Below are 20,320 nucleotides of genomic sequence, written 5' to 3' on the forward strand. Positions count from 1 at the left end.
TTTATTTTGGAAAAACTAGAGCTATACATGCTCCATCATAAGCTTTTGGTATTTCTAAATCAAGGGCATCTGGGAAAATTAATTTTCCTCCTACCATATTCATAACAACGTCTGTAAAATATAAACCTAGTCCCATTCCTCCATTTTTTTTAGTTTTAAATGGTTGAGTCATAACTTCGGGTTCTACTGAAAATCCTAAACCGTTGTCTGCAATAATTATTGCAGGACCTTCAAAGGAGGTCATGTCTGTGCCAATATATATAGCTGGTTTAAAGGTTTCATTATTAATATTTGTAATATCTGCTTTTGATTTTGTCCAATATATTGAATTATCTATTATATTAGATATTGATGATATTAGTAAATTTGAAGGCACTTTAAATGAAATATCAGAATTTTCACCACTCAGTAATGGACTTGAAAATACTATTTTATGATATTTAAATCTATTAATGTTCCTTTTAACGGCTATTTCTATAATTTTTTTAGCAGATGTTAAAGAGGTTTGATTCTGACGTAAAAGAGGAGACAAACTTTCTAAGATGTGAACTAAATTTTTTATTTTATCTTTAATAGTATGTATATCTACATTTTCTCCTTCAATGTTTAATTCTTGATTAATAATACGAACTTCCCTATCTACTTCATGAAATGCAATGCCTAAATTTAACCCTGTCATACCAGAGTTAACCATTATATCACGCATGACTGTATAATCATTGTCAATTCTTTTCAATAGTGGTGAAAGTTCCTTATCTAAGTTTTTTATTTTTAAACTTTCTTCAAGTTCTTGAATAGTGTCTTTAAAGCCTATTTTTTTCATAGGCTTGGTGCCTTCCAAATATTCTTCAATTTTATCTTTATCATTTTCAGACTCTTTTTCAAATAAGTAAAAAACTTCTTTTGTTATTAATCTGAATTTTTCAAAAACTTGATTCTCAATAAATCCTTCACGATTTGTTTTCTCAATAAGTCCATCATTACTTTTTTGCAGATTTAGTTCTATGGCACCAACTGTAACTTTTTTTCCAAAATGATCTCCGGCTCGTTGAATTTTGTCTAAATCTAATCCTAACCAGTCATCAAAAGGTTCACCGTAATTATATACTCTAATATTGTCTCGAAAGATTTTTACCCCACAATTGTCTTTTATAAATTGTTTGATAGCATTAATTTGTCCTCCAAAATGCATTTTTAGTAGATTAGAGTTTTGATTAAAAACATAAAATTGACCTCTCAATGGACCAATACCATCTAGATCATTATTTCTTAAAAAGTGATTTATGTTATCCGTATCAATATCCTTAAAGATTGTTCCTATATGAAATTCCTGTTCTATAATCTTCTCTTTTTTTTGTAAGCCCGTTTGTGATGGTGGATTAAAATAATAATGAAATTTTATCAATACAAAATCATTGTCATTATTAAAATTGTTTAATTCAAATTTAAACTGATAAAGTGAGTCTTCTAAAACATCCATAGTATCCTTAACTTCCTTTATCCATTCATCATGGAAGTCATTTGCTTCTACAGTAATTTCAAAATTGTTATTTGAAGAAAAAGGATTTTTTATATTATTGATTTTTCTAACTAAATCTTTGAGAGTTTTCTTACTCCAAATTTTTGTTGTCAAATTATCCAGAATAATCCGCGTACCATGACCGTTTTCAAATAATGAATTTTCTGCTAATTCGATCTCAACTTCTAAATCTTGAATAAATTCTTTAGAATTTATTAGTTTTGGCCAATCTATTTGTAAACGACTTGGATGTAAACTATTTCTAGCCTGAGTTTCTAAAGTAATAGTTTTAGCTAATTTATGAACCGCAAGTCTTCCCACTCCCTTATTACCAAATGAAACTCTTTTTAAGATAGGGCTTTCTTTTCTGTTTTTACCTCTTTTAAAATCTGTTCCAATTGTTAACCAAACGTCCTGAATAATCTGTGAAGACATGCCATTACCGTTATCTTCTATTATTATTCTCTGATTAGGTTGATTTAAGTTGATAAATGAAACTTTAACTTTAGTTGCATCTGCATCATAAGCGTTCTTAACTAATTCAAAAATAGCTAAGCTATCACTTCCAATTAATTCGTCCCCAAGCAAAGATAAAATATGACTCTTTGCTTTTATTTTATGTGTATTATAATTGCTCATAAATTTCTTTCATTTTTTTTGCAATTGCATAAGCCATTAATGGTGGAACTGCATTTCCTATTTGTTTAAAAGCTGCAGATCTTGAGCCTTCAAAATAAAAGTCATCGGGAAATGACTGCAGTCTTGCAGCCTCCCTAACCGAAATAGAACGACATTGATTCTCATCAGGATGTATATAATAATGTCCGTCTTTAGCTATATGTGCAACAACTGTATGCGAAACACTAGAACCGTCTACAACCTTAAATCTATCAATAAATGAAGATTCGTTTTTATGGTTCTTTAATTCTTCTGGTAAATCAGGATATTTAAGTCTTATTTTTTCATGATTCCATTTTTGAATAGCAATTTTATATATTGCTAGATCTCTTTCATTATGAGGCCTAGAAATATGTTGAGTTACAAAGTCAATACCGTTTCTTATTCCTGATGTTTTTAAATAGTTATTCCTTTCAGAAATATATTTGATATATTTAAATCCTTCTCCAGGATATAATTGAGGTAAATCGCTAAAAGCATCATTTACAGAGTGTTTTTTTATTGTTTTTTTAAAATCAGGAAATCCTAGGTTAATTTCTTTTTTCCAGCCTACAATAATTATTCTTTTTCTAGCTTGAACTACACCATAATCGGAAGCATCCAATGTTTCATGATATACTTCATAGCCAAGCTTTCTAAAGTAGGCTTTGAGATTTTTAAAATGTTGACCTTTATTGGCACTCAATAATCCGGGAACATTTTCGAATACAAAAGCTTTGGGGTTATATTTTTTTAAAAATCTGCCATACTGAATATACAGCTTATTTCTTGGATCATTTTCCATGTTTTCTTTATGTCTTCCCAGCAAAGAATAAGCTTGACATGGTGGTCCCCCAATTATGATATCTACTGATTGATTTTTAGATGTTATATTTTCAAAAATGTCTTTGATTGAGTTATCTGTAATTTCAACATTAATAACAGAATTAAGGATGTCTTTAGGAATTTGTTCGTAAAAATTATTACGAGTAATATTTCCCTTAATATATTCATAATATAGATTGAGATTTTTATTAGATTTTAAATAATGATAAGCAGCCCTTGTTTTAATTGTATAACAAGCGTCTGTATTCATTTCGATATGTGCAATAGGTGTAAAGCCTGCCTTAATAAAGCCTTCTGACATTCCTGATGCACCAGCGAACAAATCTATAAAAGTGGGTTGATTAGTTTTAATCATTTCTAATGTAATTATCTTTCTCTAAATTATAGAATAGTCAATCGGTAATAAAATTAAATATTTCTTTGCGTCTGTACAACAATAATGAAATAAATTTTAGCCACCCTTTTGACCACCCTAAAAAGTAAAATCCCCTGAAAATCAAATGATTTCAGGGGATTTTTGTACCCAGGACCGGGATCGAACCGGTACTCCTAAGAACTGGTGTTTGAGACCAGCGCGTCTACCAATTCCGCCACCTGGGCTTGATGTTTACTTCAAACGTGATGTTTGTTTCAAATTGGTGTGCAAATATAGGAACTTTTTTCAATGTTCAAAAGCTTTTTCCATAATTTTTTTAAAAATTAATCTCCAAACCATCGTAGGCAAGATGTATTCCATCCGGAAGCTGTTTATCTTCAATATCATGAAGCCCCAGATGATGACTGATATGGGTTAAAAATAATTTTTTAGGTTTTAGCTCTTCAAACAGTTTGATTACATCAGGAAGGATAAAATGGGCCGGATGCGGATCAAATTTCCTGATGCAATTTAAAATTAGCACATCCAGATTCTTTAACTTTTTCTTTTCCGTATCAGAAATAAAGCCTGCATCTGTAATATAAGCAAGGTTTTTAAATTTATATCCAAACACGCTTATTTTAAAGTGAATTACTTCAATAGGAGTGATATCCGTATCTAAAACCCTGAACGGTTTATTCTCGATCTCATGAAGCTCAAAAGCCGGTGCACCAGGGTATCTTACATCAGCAAAAGCGTAAGGAAAACGGTTTTTGATTTCATGGGCAACTCTTGAATAGCAGTAGAGCGGAACGTCCTTTCCACTTTTAAAAATGAGTGGACGCATATCATCAAGTCCAATCACATGATCATTATGTTCATGAGTAATGAGTGCCAGATCCACAGTATGTTCGTGGTTGGTAAGCATTTGCTGCCTGAAATCCGGACCGCAATCAATAAGTATTTTTTTATTTTCATCCGTAGTTACCATTACGGAAGAGCGAAGACGCTTGTCTTTGGGATTTTCGGAAATACACACCTCACAGGTGCAGCCAATAACGGGCACGCCCTGGGAAGTACCGGTTCCTAAAAATTTCAACTTCATTTTGTTTTGAGGTTGGTTTAATTTTGGTAAATTTACAAAAAATTTAATGTCCTAATGTATCAGAAACTAACTCCTAAACAAAAAGCATTAACAATTAATCTAGATCCTACTATTTATGGTACTTTCGCAGAAATTGGAGCAGGGCAGGAGACTGTTCGTCATTTTTTTAGAGCAGGGGGAGCTTCCGGTACGATTGCTAAAGCGATGTCTGCTTACGACAAAGATTTTAGTGATGCCATCTACGGAAAAGAAGTAAAAAACAGGTATGTTACCCAGAACAGACTTCGCAAAATGCTCCGTTATGAAGTAGCATTGATCGAAGAGAGAATTTCAAGGGATAATAACCCGGACAGAAAGTTCTTTTCCTATGCCAATACAGTAACCACCATCAACTTCGATAAAACAGTAAGAGGCCACGGCTGGGTGGGAATCCGTTTTCAGACTAAAGAAAATGAAGATTACAACGAAATTGTAATCCATGTGAAGTTCAAAGAAAATGATGCTACTCTTCAGCAGGAAACCTTGGGGAACCTTGGAGTAAATCTTATTTTTGGGGCTTTTCATTACTCTGATAATCCAAGAACTTTAGTAGAATCTCTATATGATGATATTGCAAAAGATAATCTTGAAATTGATATGATTGATTTCAGCGGGCCTGCTTTTGCTTATGTTGATAACAGACTGATGTCTCTTCAGTTGGTGAAGAACGGAATGACTGATGCGGTGATCTTTAACTCTCAGGGGAGCAATATGCTTCCGGCAGATGTTCTTTACAAGAAAAATATTTTTGCAGTAAGGGGAAGCTTCAGACCGGTAACCAAAGTAAATATTGATATGCTTCAGAAAGGGATGGATATGTTCCTGAAAGATGCCATCTGCACTCACGAAGAAACAGAGGTGCTTATCGAAATTACCATTTCCAACCTCAGAGCAGATGGAGATATTGATGAAAGAGACTTCCTGGATAGAGTAGATATTCTAGGTAAATTAGGATATACTGTTATTATTTCAAACTTCTCAGAATACTATAGGCTTATTGATTATTTTGCGTCTTACACGGGTGGAAATATCGGAGTAGCAATGGGTGTAAATAACCTATTGATGGTATTTGATGAAAAATATTATAAAGACCTTTCAGGAGGAATCCTTGAAGCATTCGGTAAGTTCTTCCGAAACGGGATGAGAGTATACCTGTACCCTTATAAAGATCCTGAGACCCATCAGCTACTGAACTCTACCAATCTTAAAGTAGAGGAAAACCTTAAGGAATTGTATAAATATTTCATGCGAAACAACCGTATTGTAGATATTACAGATTACAATCCTGAGTTTTTGGAAATTTATTCAAGGGAGATTTTAAGAAAAATAGCTTGTTGCGTTAAAGGCTGGGAAACTCAGGTTCCGGAAGGCGTAGCGGAAATGATTAAAGAGCGCGGAATGTTCGGTTATAAAGAAGAACTTCCTTTAAAACAATTCTCTTAAAAATATTAATATAATGTCAGAATTAAAAAAAAGACTTTCCTCTATTCTAGAAAGTCCAAAACATAATACAGAAGAGAAGCTTGAAAAAGTTTGCCACCTGTTAGACCAGGAAATCTCTTATTTCAACTGGACAGGTTTCTATTTTAAAAACGGAGATAAGGATGAGTTGATCTTAGGACCTTATGTGGGAGCCCCAACGGATCATACCATCATTCCTTACGGAAAGGGGATTTGTGGACAGGTAGCTGTTTCCAATGAAACCTTTGTAGTGCCTGATGTACATGAAGAAAGCAATTATTTAAGCTGTTCAATTGATACCAAAGCTGAAATTGTAGTCCCGATATTTAAAGACGGAAAAAACATCGGGCAAATTGATATTGATTCTCACACTATTGATCCTTTTACGGCTGAAGACCGTGAATTGTTGGAATGGCTTTGTAATGAAGTTTCCAAGATTTTGTAAGTAAATTTAATAAGAATATAAAAAACTCCGGCCATAAGGTCGGAGTTTTTATTTTTATGGATTGTTGGTTGTAATAACAAACATGATTAAAGGCTCATCACCCGTATTTTCAATAGAGTGATACCCTATAGAACTTATGGCTGTAATATCTCCTTTTTGAAGCGTTTTTGTACGGATGGCCCCCTCTGTTCCGGTTCTTTCCCGGTATTCACCTGTTCCATGTACAACCACATACAATTCTTCTTCATTTCTTACATTATGAGTATGAAATCCGGACTCGTCACCTTTGTTCAATAAAACCATATAAGCCGCCAGCCGGTTATTAGCCAGTTCGTTCTGATCGAACATCTGTATCATATGTACAATTCCCTTTCCACCATACATATTTTCACGTTTATCAATACGTATGAAAGTTCGTTCATTTTTTCCAAATGGCATTACATACAGGTGAATGTATTTCGAAACCTCCTGTATAACATGATTGAATTCTGTTCCCTCAGATAATATAACAGTACCGGACATATAAAAAGTTTAATGTTTAGAGTTTATAATGAAAAAATCAGCTTTGCTGCATGGCATGTATTTCTGCCAGCAATTCTTTAAAATAGTTCTCACACTTTGCGATATGGGTTCCATACCAGGAAAATGCTTCACCATCCACAATCATGATCTTTTTATCGGGATAAAAAGCTCTTAGCTCTTCAATATGCTTTTCTTTGAAAGGGAATGGTTCGGAAGACAGCATAATCACCTCTGCTTTACCCAGGTCTTCAGCGGTAATTTCCGGATACCTGATTTTATCTTTAAAAATATTTTCAAAACCTATTTCCGTAAGTATTTTATGAATGAACGTATCTGAACCAATGGTCATATACGGATTTTTCCAGATAAGATAAGCCGCTTTTACCGGGAATTCAAGTTTAGTCTGATTAAGAATCTCGTAGATCTTAAGATTGAAGAGTTGTGCCCTTTCTTCCTTACCCAGCATTTTTCCAAGGTTTTTAAGCAGGTAATAATTATCTTCAATGGTTTCTACATTGGTTACCATAACCTTGAAGTTATCCATTAAAGCTTCTACCTGTTCTTTGATATTTTCCTCTTTATTGGCAAGAATGATATCCGGTTGCAGCGCCTTTATTTTATCAATATTAATATTTTTTGTTCCACCAATAATAGGAACATTTTTTACCTTTTCTTTGGGATGAATACAGAATTTCGTTCTCCCGATAATTTCATTTTCGGTAAGGCCTAAATCAAATAATGCCTCTGTGATGGATGGTACTAGAGAGATCACTTTCATCTCTTAAAGATAAGAAAATATATAAACTTGAGATAATAATGGTGGTTAATCTGTAAAGTAGTGTTTTTTTAACTATTGTGTTTAAATTTTCCCTTACTGGTGATTCATGTTGATTAATTTGTTATTTTGGTTCAATGAAAACAGCGGTACCTGAAAAGCTAATAGAGTAGGGGGATTAATTAAAAACGATTTTAAACATGAAAAATTTAAAAAGTATTGAGAGAAAAGAGCTGAAAAAAATTAAAGGTGGTGAAAAAATACCACCAAAAGGCGAGTGTACAATGTTTTGTGAAATTACAGGAACTCATGTACCATGTGATTTAATGAGTATATTTTGTCCACAACCCTAGACAATAACCATTAGCTCTTCATAATCCTGAATAGGGTTATGGAGGGTTTATTCAATATGTATTTAGGTCAGATACCTCTAAAGTAATTTTCCTGTTAGAAATAAACCGGCTACCGTAAAATAGATGATTAATCCTGTAACATCTACCAATGTGGCTACAAATGGAGCAGAAGATGTGGCAGGGTCAAGCTTTAACTTCTTTAAAACAAAAGGAATCATAGAACCGGATAAAGTTCCCCATAGTACAATAGCAATCAGGGAAACGGAAACACTCAATCCTACATACACCCAATATTGGCCATAGTCGAAAAGCCCGATTTTTTGCCAAAGCATAATTCGGATAAAGCCAATTACTCCCAAAATAGCTCCCAAACACAAACCGGAGATGATTTCCTTTCTCATAACGTACCACCAGTCTTTAAGATTGATCTCCTGAAGCGCCATAGCACGGATAATCAAGGTTGCAGCCTGGGATCCAGAGTTTCCTCCACTTGAAATAATCAATGGAACAAACAGGGCAAGAACAACTGCTTTTTCAATTTCCTTATCAAAATAGCCCATTGCTGAAGCAGTCAGCATTTCAGAAACAAATAAAATAATAAGCCATGTTGCCCTTTTCTTAATCATTTCTGTCCACGAAGTTTGAGTATAGGGAAGATCTAATGCTTCCAATCCCCCGAACTTCTGAATGTCCTCGGTATTTTGCTGTTCAATCTGGTCAAGGATATCATCAATTGTTACAATTCCCACCAGAACACCAGCCTCTGTTATAATAGGAAGAGCACCGCGGTCATATTTTTCGAAATATGTTACTGCATCCTCTTTAGATGTTGTGGTGGTGATGGCTACAAAATGATTGTCTGTCATATCCGAAACCAGAGTATCCTCCTCTTCCAATAGTAAGGTACCGATTGCAAGGTCATCAATCAGGCGGTTTCTTTCATCCACTACATACAGGTAGTTCATGGTTTCCACTTTTCTACCTACCTTTTTGATCTGCTGCAGACATCTTTTTACAGTCCATTCCTTACGGATCTGGATATAATAAGGCGTCATCAGACGGGCAATAGAATCAGAGTTGTAACCCAATAGTTTTAAGGCAATTCTTCTTTCCTGTGGATTAAGGTGATTGATAGAATACTTAATCAGTTCATCAGGAAAGTCTTCAAAAAGAGCAGTCCTGTCATCAGGAGTCATGGCATTCAGAATTTCGGAAACCTCGTCGCTTCCGATACTTCTGATCGTATCTTCCTGAAAATCCGGATCAAGATGGGAAAAAACTTCTGCTTTGTACTCTTTAGGAACCTTCAGGAACGCGAGCAGCCGTTCATCAGCTGGAAGTTCGCTGAGAGTTTCGGCAATATCGGCAGGGTTGAAGATAAGTTCGTCTCTAGAGTTCAAAACGTGAAATTTTAGGATATGCAAAAATAATTCAAATTTTTAAGACTGAGCAATAAACTGGTAAAATTAAGGATTAATTAAAGTTTATTACTTCAGTATAAGGGCAAAAAAAACACCCGCCGAAGCGGATGTGCAAAAATTAAATTTTAAATTCCAATATTCTTTAAATTGGTTCGCATTCTGAGGTGGGAATATATATACAGACAGCATTTGTACAGCATTGGTATGGTCCGCAATCTGAATTGTCACCACACTTTTTTATTCCACTTCCTTTAATGTTTTTTTGTTCCGGCCTGCTGAGCTTCTTAAGCTTTAAATTCTTCATAAAGTATGACTATTTAATTAAGGCTCTATCACACAGTCATGATCAAGGCATTCTCCATTACAGCAATATCCAACGGAACAAGGTCTTGTTGCACTGCATCTGAACAGTCCTATACCGCCATTAATTTGTTTAGCAGCTTTTCTGCTGAGTTTTTTTAGATTTTTCATATAGTTATAGTTTAGATTAATGTTAGACTAAAATAGTAAATATTTCTATATTATTCATTTGTATGTGAAAATATTTTATTGTCAATCAATGATTTATTGATGTCTTAAATGAAAATATTTACGAATATAGGTGTCTGTAATGATTGTATGTTATTCCAGGGGACATGGATTAATAACACAGGTATTGTGGCAGCATGATCCGCCTGGGCACTCATAATGCTCTGTACATCTTTTGAAAGGCCCGCTGCCTTTGATTTTCTTTTGTACTTGTCTGCTGAGTTTTTTTAAATTTTTCATATTATCTGTATATAAAGGTTAGTATTCCAGGCAAATAAATGGTGAGCAAATTCCATTACAGCACCATCCCACCGGGCACGGATTGTTTTCATTACATCTTTCCATCTTTCCGCCATTAATTTGTTTTGCGGTTTCTCTGCTGATTTTTTTTAAATTTTTCATAGATTTTTGGTTTTTAATGTAAGTCTAAATAGTGATGGTTTTTAAATTAGCCATTATTTTACCATGGTAATATTCTGATAATCAATATTTTGTTTTTTTTGATTTCTGTTATAAAAAAGCATCTGCTGAAGCAGATGCTAAGTGCATTTTTATTTTCTAATCTAATATAGGGCATATGTAGGGACTACAAACACCATCACAACACCATCCTATTGTACATGGTCTTGTATTGCTACATCTTGCAATAGCTCCTCCATTGATTTGCTTTGCTGCTTCTCTGTTGATTTTTTTTAAATTTTTCATAGATTTTTGGTTTTAATGTTAGTCTAAAATAATAATTTTTTTCAATTATTCATTATTTGGTGAAAATAATTAATTAGATATCAGTTGTTTGTTGTTTTCTTTTTGAAAATAGAAAAAACTGCTTATGATAAACAGGCATGATGAATTGGAGGCAAAAAGGATTATAATTCTGGATAATTATGTCAACCTAAAAGTAATGAAAGAGGAGTAGTAATGTAAATAATAACTATATATAAGAATAAAGGGTTATGAGCAGATATTGCCTGCCTGCCATGTTCTTATTTTGATGATTGAAAATAAAGGAGAAAATAGAATTCGGACCATCATCGATGATTTACCTGCTAAGCAAATTGACTAATGAAAATTCCACCAATGGTAATATTTCTGACTGAACTTTAAACCTAAAACCTTGAACTTTACAATTCCGCTTCCGTTGGTTTCAGTTTTCTCAGTTTTTTAATGATTCCTTTAATAGCTCCTTCTGTACCTATTTTTACAGAATTTACTGTAGATCCCAGTAGACGCATATTTTTGCGGTAGGTATCATGATCTGTTTCTGTAACCAGATTTCCGTCAGCTCCAAAAAGCTTCATGCTTACTACCACCTGATTAGAGAAAACATATTTTCCAAAACCTACCTTAAAATAACGCACTTTAGAAACAATAGCAAAATCTGCATCATTATTGGAACAGTAATCCATGATGGTCTGTTTGTCTATACTATCAAAAGGAACCTGAACTTCTGCACGAAGCATTTTATTTCTTCTTCCACTGAAATTATCGGAAACGGCATCAAAGAATGCATTATTGGTAGGTTCCTTAATTTCATCAATATCGGGTTCTACCTCGGGATTGAAGTATAGAACTTTTTTTATTTTATCATCAGCGTTTCTTTGTGCTTTTACTGAAGTAAAGCCAATAAATAAAAAAGTAGTAACTGCTGTAAAGAATATAAATTTTCTCATTTGTAATTCGAATGCAAAATTACTGCCTTTTCGTTGAATTTTGTGAAATTTATTAAGAAATTTTTAACATTTTTTTCTATCAATTTTGATTCATGAAATCAATAATGTTTGTGGAATCAAAAAATAATCGTAATTTTGCACCCGTTACATAATAATCATTAAATAATATTGGAATGTACTTAACAACAGACAAAAAGCAGGAAATTTTCGCACAACATGGAAAATCTGCACAGGACACAGGAAGCGCAGAAGGACAAATCGCTCTTTTCACTTTCAGAATCAACCACTTATCTCAGCACTTAAAGGCTAACCGTCATGATTTCAACACAGAGAGATCTCTAGTGAAATTGGTAGGTAAGAGAAAAAGTTTACTAGATTACCTTAAAAAGAAAGATATCGCAAGATACAGAGCTATTATTGCTGCATTAGGTTTAAGAAAATAATCTATAAAGATTTTCAAAATAAAGCAACTTCGAAAGAGGTTGCTTTTTTTATTGTGCATGTGTCCCATCCTGAAATAAGTTGAATAGAGAGGCTTTAGGTGGAGAGTTCAGAAACAAAGTTACGGATGAAAGCTACCAATAAGTTAACGCCTGGTTATTACTCAATATATCCTTAATAATAAGATTTTTATTTGTTACCGTATAGGAACATGAATGAAGTCTTAAAAAAGAAACAGGCTGCTTCAAAAGTGAAGCAGCCTGTTTTTTGATATGTGCATTATTTAATGTCCTGATTTGGCCTCAGTGGCTTCTACATGCCCAAGATATTTGGTACAGTAAGCTCCAAAAATTAGGATGATGAGATAACAGAATACAGGAATAATGAATGAATGCTGTACGCCGAACTGATCGGCAAGATAACCCTGGAAAATAGGAACAATAGCTCCTCCCAGAATGGCCATTACCACTAAAGATGAACCTTGGCTTGTATATTTTCCCAATCCTGAAATTGCTAATGTATAAATATTAGAGAACATGATGGAGTTGAAAATCCCGATTCCTAAAACGCTGTACATTGCCATTTCTCCATGGCTAACCATTGTAGAAATCAGTAAGATAACGTTGATGGCTGCAAAAATAGAAAGGGTTCTAGCCGGAGCTGCTTTACCTACAAAGAATGCTGCGAAATTCAGTAGTATGAAGACTAAGAAAAAGCTGATCTGCTCAAAACTAAGATTTACAATACTGAAAATAACCAGGAAAACCAAGGTTGCCGCACCCAGCATAAAAACAGCTTTTTTTGCCTGGCTAATGGATTGGTTTAATGAAATTGCTCCTAGGAAACGCCCGATCATGGCTCCGCCCCAATATAAAGAAAGATAATTTTTACTGATGGCTTCATTGAACTTCATGGTTTCTTCAAGGAAACTGATGATGAAACTTCCTACGGCTACTTCACCTCCCACGTAACAAAACATAGCAAAAACTCCAAATTTTAAGTGGCTGAATTTCAAAGCACCCCAGCCTTGTACGGTTTCTTCAGTTTCCGTTTGAAAAGAAGGGAGTTTTACTCTTGAAATTAATAGCCCTACCAATAAAAGGATAGCAGCAAAAATTAAATAAGGAATTCTGGTTGCCACCGCACTGAAAGTTCCGTCGGGTTCAGAAAATAATTCAAAAATCAAGTGTCCACCCAATACCGGTGCAATCGTAGTTCCGAAAGCATTGAAAGCCTGGGTCATATTCAACCGGCTGGATGCAGATTCTTCTGAACCAAGCAGGGAAACATAGGCATTGGCGGTGATTTGTAATACGGTGAAGCCTAGTCCAAGGATAAATAAAGCTCCCAGGAATAGTGGGTAATAAGAGAATGTGGCTGCCGGATAAAACAGGATACAGCCCAATGCGGCCAAACCGATTCCGAACAGGATTCCTTTTTTATATCCCACTTTGTTAATAGGGTCACCCTTTGAAATGGAAATCAGGAAATAAATTAATGAACCGATAAAGTAAGCTCCAAAAAAACAGAACTGTACCAACATGGATTCGAAAAAAGTGAGCTTGAAAAGCTGTTTCAGATAGGGGATCAGGATATCATTCATGCAGGTAATGAATCCCCACATAAAAAAAAGCAGGGTAATGGTAATCAATGGAACCGTATAATTCCTGCTTTGCGATTGTACTTCTTTATTCATAAACATTTATTTAATATAGGAGAGCTGATGAGGCTCTGTCTTTTGTAAGGAATTATCCTTATTTTTTGCCAACAACATATTAATTTGTGAAGTAGGGCAAATATAAGGATCAGCCTATGTTTCTGCAATGGTTTTACTATTTTTTATAATGACATGTATATCTTTTGGGAAGATAAAAATACTATTTTCTTTTTTTGGGACAATAAAAAATTAAACAATACTATTTAAAATAAAGAAACAGCCTTTTTAGGCTGTTTATAATGATTGATAAAAAATCAATTAGCTTTCTAAACTTGATTGGTGCATATCGTTATTTAGCAAATGAAATTTTGAAGGATCTCCCATATAAAAAATGTTTTTGGAGGACGCAGATGGAATATATGCATTGTAATAACCAAAAGAATTACTTAACGAGCTCATATATACCTGATTGTTGTATAAGTTATTAATAACTACATCATTGGTTCTACCCACAATATTTTTGTTAAATGTATTGGAAATTAAAGATAGAGCGGTCATTGACGAAGTTTCAAAATAAAGATCGTGATTGGCGTTGCTTTCAAAATAGTTATTTACCAAACTTAGAGCTTCACGGCCATTATAACCAGCAAATGTAAATTGCAGACCTACTCCGAGGTTACCTTCAAAACCACAAGAATCAAATTTCACAGCGTGTCCGGAAATAATGACAGCACCATACATCACATTACCTAAAAAAGTACAATTACGGAAATTAAGCAGGTTGGGGTAAGTGAATCCCTTAGGGATTTTAGTTATTTCATTGTACATACCATAATTACAATACTTGGAAACCAAAAAAGAAATCTGAGCATTGCAGGTATTAATCAGTTGAAAACCGATATCAAATACAGAAATTTCAATATTGTTAACATTGGCACCCACAAAATCCTGAATTAGCAGTCCGGCTCCATAACGAGTTTGTCCTACTGGTTTAGTGATTGTAAGGTCGCTGATAGAAAAATAGGGAGGCTTAGAAGGGTCTGCTGGTCCTTTAATCAACAAGGCAATAGAAGTAGGTCCTGAGTTTGTAATTATAGAATTTCCTACCCCTTTTCCAATGATCTGAATACGGCTGAATATAGTTTCTTGTAATGAAAAATCTAAAATCAGTCCTTGGGTTGTTTTCATGGTTCCGGAAGGAAGAATAATGTTAAGTCCCAGTTTGCAAGCTGTATTGAATGCTGCCTGTAATGCTGAAGTGTCATCTTGAATATCATCAGCTTTTACTCCAAATATTCTTACATCTAAATCACCATTTAAAACATCAGTTCTTACATAATAAAAGGGATTATCGGAAAGATTCGTTTTTTTTCTGTAAATAATGTTATCAACTTTGGTATCGTCCATTGCTGTTCCGTCAATCCATACATTGGTTTGTTTAAAGTTTACATTTTCATTGGTATAGCTATCAATAAGTTGTACCAGGCTGTCGGTATTAGTATTTGCTGTTGAAAAAAAGACATCGGTAAAAGTCATAATTTTGTTTTTTGGATAATATAAATAGTGAAGTTTTCTAGAGAAGTTTTATCTATGAAACAAAAGTAATGGGTCAATACGTCAGAACTTGACGCATTATTTATTCATATGAAAATTTAATATATCATTATTAAATATTACCTTTGCAGACGAAAATTTAAAGAGTTTAAATATTAATCATACTCAATACGGAGTATAAAGAAGCAAATTATATGAGTATACCTCAAGCGTTTACAGAAACGGTTATCCTTGCAGACGGCAGGGAAATCACTATTGAAACGGGGAAGCTGGCTAAGCAGGCCGACGGATCCGTGGTGGTTAAATGTGGTGGAACAATGCTTTTAGCAACTGTTGTAGCCAACAAAGAAGCAAATCCTGGTGTAGATTTTTTACCATTAACGGTAGATTACAGAGAAAAGTTCTATGCAGGTGGAAGAATTCCTGGAAATTTCTTCCGTAGAGAAGCAAAACCATCTGATGATGAAGTGCTTACAATGAGATTGGTGGACAGAGTATTACGTCCTCTTTTCCCTGAAGATTTCCACGCGGAAGTTCAGGTGATGATCTCATTGATTTCTTACGATAAAGCAGTAATGCCTGAAGCTTTAGCAGGTCTGGCAGCTTCTGCAGCAATCGCAATTACAGATATTCCTTTTGATGGGCCAATGTCTGAAGCGAGAGTAGTAAGAATTGACGGAGAATTATCCGTTAACCCAAGCTATGAAAACTTATTAAAAGCTGATATTGATATCATGGTTGGAGCAACTAAAGACTCCATCGTAATGGTAGAAGGGGAAATGAAAGAAATTTCTGAGCAGGAAATGCTTGAAGCGATCAACTTCGCTCATGTGGAGATCAAAAAGCAGATTGAAGCTCAGGAGAGATTAGCGGCTAAAGTAGGGAAAGCTTTCCCTAAGAGAGAATACAGCCACGAAGAGCACGACGAAGAAATTCGTGAAAAAGTATGGAAAGAGTGCTATGATAAAGTATATGAAGTAGCAAAAACTCCATCTAACAAAGAAGAAAGAGGAGAGAAATTCAAAGCGGTTCTTGAAGAGTTCTTAGCTCAATATGCTGATAATGAAGAAGAATTAGCAAGAGTAACACCTTTCGTTAAAGTATATTACCATGACGTAGAGAAAGAAGCGATGCGTCAGATGATCCTTGAAGATAATATCCGTCTTGATGGCCGTGATCCGCAAACGATCCGTCCAATCTGGTCAGAAATCGATTACCTTCCGGGAGCTCACGGTTCAGCAATCTTCACAAGAGGAGAGACTCAGTCTTTAACGGCTGTAACTTTAGGTTCCGTAAAGGACGCCAATATGATCGACAGCGTAATTACGCAGCACGACGAAAGATTTTTCCTACACTATAACTTCCCTCCGTTCTCAACCGGTGAAGCAAGACCTTTGAGAGGTACTTCAAGAAGAGAAGTAGGACACGGAAACTTAGCTCAGAGAGCTTTAACAGCTGTTATTCCGGCAGAAAACCCATATACTATCAGAATCGTTTCTGATATCCTTGAATCTAACGGTTCATCTTCAATGGCAACAGTTTGTGCTGGTACATTGGCATTGATGGATGCCGGAGTTCAGATTACAAAACCGGTTTCCGGTATTGCAATGGGATTGATTACTGATAAGAAATCAGGAAAATGGACTGTACTTTCTGATATCTTAGGAGATGAAGATCACCTTGGAGATATGGACTTCAAAGTAACAGGTACTGCAGACGGTATCACTGCTTGCCAGATGGATATCAAAATCCAGGGATTATCTATGGATATCATGGAGAAAGCTTTGATGCAGGCTAAAGACGGAAGATTACACATCCTGAACAAAATCACAGAAACAATTGCTCAGCCAAGAGCAGACGTGAAACCTCACGCTCCGAAAATGGTAGTAATGGAGATCGCTAAAGACTTCATTGGAGCAGTAATCGGGCCTGGTGGAAAAATTATCCAACAATTACAAAAAGATACTGATACTGTTATTGCTATTGAAGAGATCGGAGAAATCGGACGTATCGAAATTGCAGGAACAGACAGAGAAAAGATCAATGCTGCTATTGCTAAGATCAATGAAATTACTTTCGTACCGGTTGTAGGTGAAGTTTACAAAGGTAAAGTAGTGAAAGTAATGGACTTCGGAGCTTTCGTTGCAATTGCTAAAGGAACAGAAGGTTTACTTCACATTTCAGAAATTGAATGGGCTCGTTTAGACAAAGTTCCTTATGCTGAAGGTGATGAAGTAGAAGTTAAATTTATGGGTTACGATGATCGTAAGAAAATGAAACTTTCCCGTAAAGTTCTTTTACCAAGACCTCCAAGACCAGAAGGTAAACCAAGACCGGAAGGACAAGGAAAACCTGACGGGCAAAGAAGACCTGAAGGACAAAAGCTACAAGGTGAGAAACCAGCCGCTAGCCAGGAGCCTTCTGCTGAAGCATAAGAATTATTCTTAGAGATAAAAGAAAATCCCTCAATTTTGAGGGATTTTTGTTTTTGTATAGGTTTGTTTTTGTTGGAAATCATTGTGTTTCTAATATAGTATCCAACAGCTCTTCAGGATCTAACTTCCCACTCTCTGCTTAAGATCATCTGCTCCTCCTGTCTTTCTGGGCTGGCCATTTTTAGAAGAACCAAAATTATAGGTGTAAGAAAGGGTTACCACACGTGTATCTCTCTTTACTGCAAAGTTTTCTAAATAATCATTATAAACAGTCTGCCCTTTTATATTGCTTGTAAAGAACATATCCGTGAAAGAGAATTTCAGTATGCTGTTGTTTTTAAATTTCTTCTGAGCTCCAATATTCAGATACCAGACCGGACTCATATCCAGATAGGCATACACTTCTCTTGCTTTATAATTTCCTGTAAGTTCTGCAGTGTAACCGTTGCCAAGCTTGAATGAATTGATGCTATTGATATTAAAGGTGAAGTTTCCTTTATTATTGATTTGTGTTCCGGAAACATTTCCGGTATAGGAACCATAGTAAAAATTAGCACTGTTGTTCATATCCCACCATTTGGTCACTTTTACCGGGACAATGAGATACAGGCCGAAGTTAGACGCAGAATTGAGGTTTTCAATGGTCTGTACTGTAATGATCTGTCCGTTTTCCACTACAGGTTTAAGGATATCTGTAATATTGTCTGAGGTTTTGCTGTAGCTTAATGTGGCGAAATATTTGTTGCTAAGGCTGTAGGTTAGCTCATAATTCATTGTGGTCTGGGCATTCAGGTCAGGGTTTCCGGCTTTCAGAGTGGTGGGATCAAGGTAGAATTTAAAAGGATTAAGCTGGTTATAGCTTGGTCTTGTGATTCTTCTGCTGAAATTGACCTCAAGGTTGCTTTTATCCGTGATATCATAAGAAAAAACAGCACTTGGAAATAATTGTGTATAATTTCTTTTATTGATCTGGTTGGTGGTAAGCTGGGTTCCTTTTACATTGGTGTTTTCCATTCTTAAGCCTGTCGTGGCTTTGAATTTATCCCATTTTTTTGAGACATTCCCATACAATGCATTAATATTTTCTTCATAAATAAAATGGTTGGTTTTGGAAAGGTCGGGGATAAGCACTCCGGAACTGGCATTGAAGAATTTCAGATCGTTATCTGTTTTTACAAAGCTGGTTTTAATTCCCGTTTCCAGTTTCCAATCATTTTTAAAGTTTTTATTCAGATCAGATTTTAAGGAATAAATGTTCAGTTTTCCGTCCATATCCCCTTTGATAATATCCAGGTTATCCGTTCCATCGGCTATTTCATGAGTTCTTGTATCAAAACTTTGCAGTGAAGAATTAACATAATTAATATAGTCAAAATCAGTAGAAATTTCAGAACCTAAGGAGTCAATTGTGTATTTGTGGTTAAGATTGAAAGAAAGGTTCGTCCAGCGGTCGTTTGAGGCATTTACAGTAGTGAAAGTGCTTTCCGGAAGATGATTGCTTCCCAGGGTTACATTGGAATTATCACCGTTGATATTGAACTTGTTAGACACCAATCCTACAGAAAAGCCAAGTACGTTTTTATCATCCAGATAATAATCCATTCCTGCTTTGGCTACATGACTGTTGAACTTGAATTTCAGATAATTATCCTGTATATATGCTTTCCTGAAATTGTTGTTCTCATAAAAATTTCTATCCAGTACCAATCCGTTATAGGCTTCCCTGTAAGCAAAACTGTAGTTCCCGAAAATATTGATCTTTTTATTTCTGTGATTGATGCTGAAGCTATTGTTGTTCTTTACATATTTTCCGGTTCCTAAAGAGGTGGAAATACTTCCGTTGGTGCCTTTTCTCTGTTCTTTTTTAAGTTTGATATTAATAATGGAAGATCCTGCTGCATCATATTTTGAAGAAGGATTGGTGATGAATTCTATTTTATCAATGGTAGAGGAAGGGATTCCTTTAAGATAGTTGGCAAGATCACTTCCTGTCATGGGAGTATTTTTTCCATCAATCTGGATCAGCAGATTTCCTTTTCCGCGGAGGCTGATATTGTCATTGTTATCAATATTGATTCCCGGAGCCTTTTCCAAAACTTCAAAAGCTGAATTTCCAGTGCTGGCAATGCTGTTTTCTACATTCATAATCATCTTGCCATCCTGCCTTTCAATCATGGGCCTGGCTTTGGTAATCGTAACTCCCTCAATAGATTTTATAGTAAGATCAATAGAAGGAAGGGTAGTATTATCTGCTAATGAAATATTGTCTGAGTGGTAAACCTCAGATCCGTTTCTGCTGATTTTTAAGTGATAGGCACCGCTTTTAAGATCACTGAACCCAAATTTTCCATTGGAATCTGCAATTTCTGTTTTTATCAGTTTATTGTCAGCATCTAAAAGGCTGATCTCCATCTGTTGTACCTTGTCAGATTTAATACTGCCCGACAGGGAAAAATTCTGTATTGTTTGGGCTGATAGCAAGCTGGTGAACAGCAGCAGCCACAAATAAATGAGCGAAAGTATTCTGGTCATAGTGT

At 35.1% G+C, this 20,320-nt stretch carries 20 protein-coding genes and 1 tRNA gene; 5 read left to right on the forward strand and 16 right to left on the reverse strand.

Translation table 11 applies throughout. The features are described from left to right. Nucleotide 1 precedes the first annotated feature (1 nt). The 4 genes from EG339_RS12905 to EG339_RS12920 all read right to left on the reverse strand — a co-directional run bounded on the left by EG339_RS12905 (nt 2) and on the right by EG339_RS12920 (nt 4,482). Nucleotides 2-2,158 carry an ATP-binding protein gene (locus EG339_RS12905; protein ID WP_123870402.1) on the reverse strand — a complete coding sequence of 719 codons (2,157 nt, stop codon included), beginning with the start codon at nt 2,156-2,158 and terminating at the stop codon, nt 2-4. After that, on the reverse strand, nt 2,145-3,377 hold the full coding sequence (locus tag EG339_RS12910) for a DNA cytosine methyltransferase (RefSeq protein WP_123870403.1): 1,233 nt from the start codon (nt 3,375-3,377) through the stop codon (nt 2,145-2,147). The genes EG339_RS12905 and EG339_RS12910 overlap by 14 nt, the downstream gene beginning before the upstream one ends. Before the next feature lie 165 nt (nt 3,378-3,542). Continuing rightward, a tRNA-Leu gene (locus tag EG339_RS12915) sits at nt 3,543-3,622 on the reverse strand. Between the two features lie 92 nt (nt 3,623-3,714). Continuing rightward, a complete protein-coding gene (locus tag EG339_RS12920; RefSeq protein WP_123870404.1) occupies nt 3,715-4,482 on the reverse strand; it encodes an MBL fold metallo-hydrolase in 768 nt (255 codons plus the stop codon). 54 nt (nt 4,483-4,536) lie between these two features. Here EG339_RS12920 and EG339_RS12925 point away from each other — a divergent pair, with 54 nt between their 5' ends. Both EG339_RS12925 and EG339_RS12930 read left to right on the forward strand, forming a co-directional pair. Next, a complete protein-coding gene (locus tag EG339_RS12925; protein WP_123870405.1) occupies nt 4,537-5,964 on the forward strand; it encodes a TonB-dependent receptor in 1,428 nt (475 codons plus the stop codon). A 13-nt stretch (nt 5,965-5,977) separates the two neighbouring features. Next, a complete protein-coding gene (locus EG339_RS12930) occupies nt 5,978-6,427 on the forward strand; it encodes a GAF domain-containing protein (RefSeq protein WP_066695598.1) in 450 nt (149 codons plus the stop codon). A gap of 54 nt (nt 6,428-6,481) precedes the next feature. Here the strand turns inward: EG339_RS12930 and EG339_RS12935 are convergent, their stop codons facing one another. Then, nucleotides 6,482-6,949 (reverse strand): cupin domain-containing protein, encoded by a 468-nt coding sequence (locus tag EG339_RS12935; protein WP_123870406.1) that lies wholly within the window; start codon nt 6,947-6,949, stop codon nt 6,482-6,484. Between the two features lie 37 nt (nt 6,950-6,986). Next, nucleotides 6,987-7,727 (reverse strand): ABC transporter substrate-binding protein, encoded by a 741-nt coding sequence (locus EG339_RS12940; RefSeq protein ID WP_123870407.1) that lies wholly within the window; start codon nt 7,725-7,727, stop codon nt 6,987-6,989. 197 nt (nt 7,728-7,924) lie between these two features. Between EG339_RS12940 and EG339_RS24280 the strand changes: the two genes are divergently transcribed. Further along, nucleotides 7,925-8,077, forward strand: a complete 153-nt coding sequence (locus tag EG339_RS24280) for a hypothetical protein (RefSeq protein ID WP_164466440.1) — start codon at nt 7,925-7,927, stop codon at nt 8,075-8,077. A gap of 77 nt (nt 8,078-8,154) precedes the next feature. Here the strand turns inward: EG339_RS24280 and mgtE are convergent, their stop codons facing one another. From mgtE to EG339_RS12950, 7 genes are all read right to left on the reverse strand, one after another. Continuing rightward, on the reverse strand, nt 8,155-9,477 hold the full coding sequence (gene mgtE, locus EG339_RS12945; RefSeq protein ID WP_123870408.1) for a magnesium transporter: 1,323 nt from the start codon (nt 9,475-9,477) through the stop codon (nt 8,155-8,157). 163 nt (nt 9,478-9,640) lie between these two features. Then, nucleotides 9,641-9,802, reverse strand: coding sequence for a bacteriocin-like protein (locus tag EG339_RS24840; RefSeq protein ID WP_410671645.1), 162 nt, complete (start codon nt 9,800-9,802; stop codon nt 9,641-9,643). 17 nt (nt 9,803-9,819) lie between these two features. After that, a complete protein-coding gene (locus EG339_RS24285) occupies nt 9,820-9,969 on the reverse strand; it encodes a bacteriocin-like protein (RefSeq protein WP_164465454.1) in 150 nt (49 codons plus the stop codon). 150 nt (nt 9,970-10,119) lie between these two features. Continuing rightward, nucleotides 10,120-10,266, reverse strand: a complete 147-nt coding sequence (locus tag EG339_RS24845; RefSeq protein ID WP_410671647.1) for a bacteriocin-like protein — start codon at nt 10,264-10,266, stop codon at nt 10,120-10,122. Nucleotides 10,267-10,284: 18 nt separating this feature from the next. After that, the gene (locus EG339_RS24290; protein ID WP_164465456.1) at nt 10,285-10,428 is read right to left on the reverse strand and encodes a bacteriocin-like protein; all 144 of its coding nucleotides are present in this window, start codon (nt 10,426-10,428) and stop codon (nt 10,285-10,287) included. A 156-nt stretch (nt 10,429-10,584) separates the two neighbouring features. Beyond that, the gene (locus EG339_RS24850; RefSeq protein ID WP_410671650.1) at nt 10,585-10,731 is read right to left on the reverse strand and encodes a bacteriocin-like protein; all 147 of its coding nucleotides are present in this window, start codon (nt 10,729-10,731) and stop codon (nt 10,585-10,587) included. Nucleotides 10,732-11,147: 416 nt separating this feature from the next. Beyond that, a complete protein-coding gene (locus EG339_RS12950) occupies nt 11,148-11,696 on the reverse strand; it encodes a pyruvate decarboxylase (RefSeq protein ID WP_123870409.1) in 549 nt (182 codons plus the stop codon). A gap of 173 nt (nt 11,697-11,869) precedes the next feature. Here EG339_RS12950 and rpsO point away from each other — a divergent pair, with 173 nt between their 5' ends. After that, complete coding sequence (gene rpsO, locus EG339_RS12955) at nt 11,870-12,139, forward strand: 30S ribosomal protein S15 (protein ID WP_045494446.1); 270 nt, start codon at nt 11,870-11,872, stop codon at nt 12,137-12,139. Nucleotides 12,140-12,420: 281 nt separating this feature from the next. Here rpsO and EG339_RS12960 read toward each other — a convergent pair whose 3' ends face one another. Together EG339_RS12960 and EG339_RS12965 are read right to left on the reverse strand one after the other, a co-directional pair. Next, nucleotides 12,421-13,833, reverse strand: coding sequence for a sugar MFS transporter (locus EG339_RS12960; protein ID WP_225717674.1), 1,413 nt, complete (start codon nt 13,831-13,833; stop codon nt 12,421-12,423). A 279-nt stretch (nt 13,834-14,112) separates the two neighbouring features. Beyond that, complete coding sequence (locus EG339_RS12965) at nt 14,113-15,330, reverse strand: hypothetical protein (RefSeq protein ID WP_123870411.1); 1,218 nt, start codon at nt 15,328-15,330, stop codon at nt 14,113-14,115. Nucleotides 15,331-15,542: 212 nt separating this feature from the next. Between EG339_RS12965 and EG339_RS12970 the strand changes: the two genes are divergently transcribed. Next, on the forward strand, nt 15,543-17,783 hold the full coding sequence (locus EG339_RS12970) for a polyribonucleotide nucleotidyltransferase (RefSeq protein WP_123870412.1): 2,241 nt from the start codon (nt 15,543-15,545) through the stop codon (nt 17,781-17,783). A gap of 120 nt (nt 17,784-17,903) precedes the next feature. Here the strand turns inward: EG339_RS12970 and EG339_RS12975 are convergent, their stop codons facing one another. Continuing rightward, nucleotides 17,904-20,315 (reverse strand): TonB-dependent receptor domain-containing protein, encoded by a 2,412-nt coding sequence (locus tag EG339_RS12975; RefSeq protein ID WP_123870413.1) that lies wholly within the window; start codon nt 20,313-20,315, stop codon nt 17,904-17,906. Between the last annotated feature and the right edge of the window lie 5 nt (nt 20,316-20,320).

The sequence above is a fragment of the Chryseobacterium bernardetii genome (assembly GCF_003815975.1).
In the GTDB taxonomy this organism is placed as follows: Bacteria; Bacteroidota; Bacteroidia; order Flavobacteriales; family Weeksellaceae; genus Chryseobacterium; species Chryseobacterium bernardetii.